This window comes from Pseudomonas sp. UM16, assembly GCF_050312595.1.
In the GTDB taxonomy this organism is placed as follows: domain Bacteria; phylum Pseudomonadota; class Gammaproteobacteria; order Pseudomonadales; family Pseudomonadaceae; genus Aquipseudomonas.
Window position 1 is genome coordinate 1 of sequence record NZ_JBNPJT010000079.1, and the last position, 389, is coordinate 389.

At 57.6% G+C, this 389-nt stretch carries 1 protein-coding gene; it reads left to right on the plus strand.

The window, feature by feature from the left end; all coding sequences use genetic code 11:
• Nucleotides 1-389, plus strand: a 389-nt coding sequence (locus tag ACQRAX_RS25645) for an aldehyde dehydrogenase family protein (protein ID WP_427867791.1), incomplete at both ends; no start/stop codon positions are given.

Genomic DNA, 389 nt, shown 5'->3' on the forward strand with positions numbered 1-389 from the left:
GCCAGCATCGGCGGCGTGATTTTCACAGGCTCGACCGAAGTGGCGCGCCTGATCAACAAAGCCCTTGCCAAACGCGGCGACAATCCCGTCCTGATTGCCGAAACCGGCGGACAAAACGCCATGATTGTCGATTCCACCGCACTTGCCGAACAAGTCTGCGCCGACGTATTGAACTCCGCCTTCGACAGCGCGGGACAACGCTGCTCCGCCCTGCGTATCTTATGCGTCCAAGAAGACGTTGCCGACCGTATGCTCGACATGATCAAAGGCGCGATGGACGAACTCGTCGTCGGCAAACCGATTCAGCTCACTACCGATGTCGGCCCCGTCATCGATGCCGAAGCGCAGCAAAACCTGTTGAACCACATCAACAAAATGAAAGGCGTTGC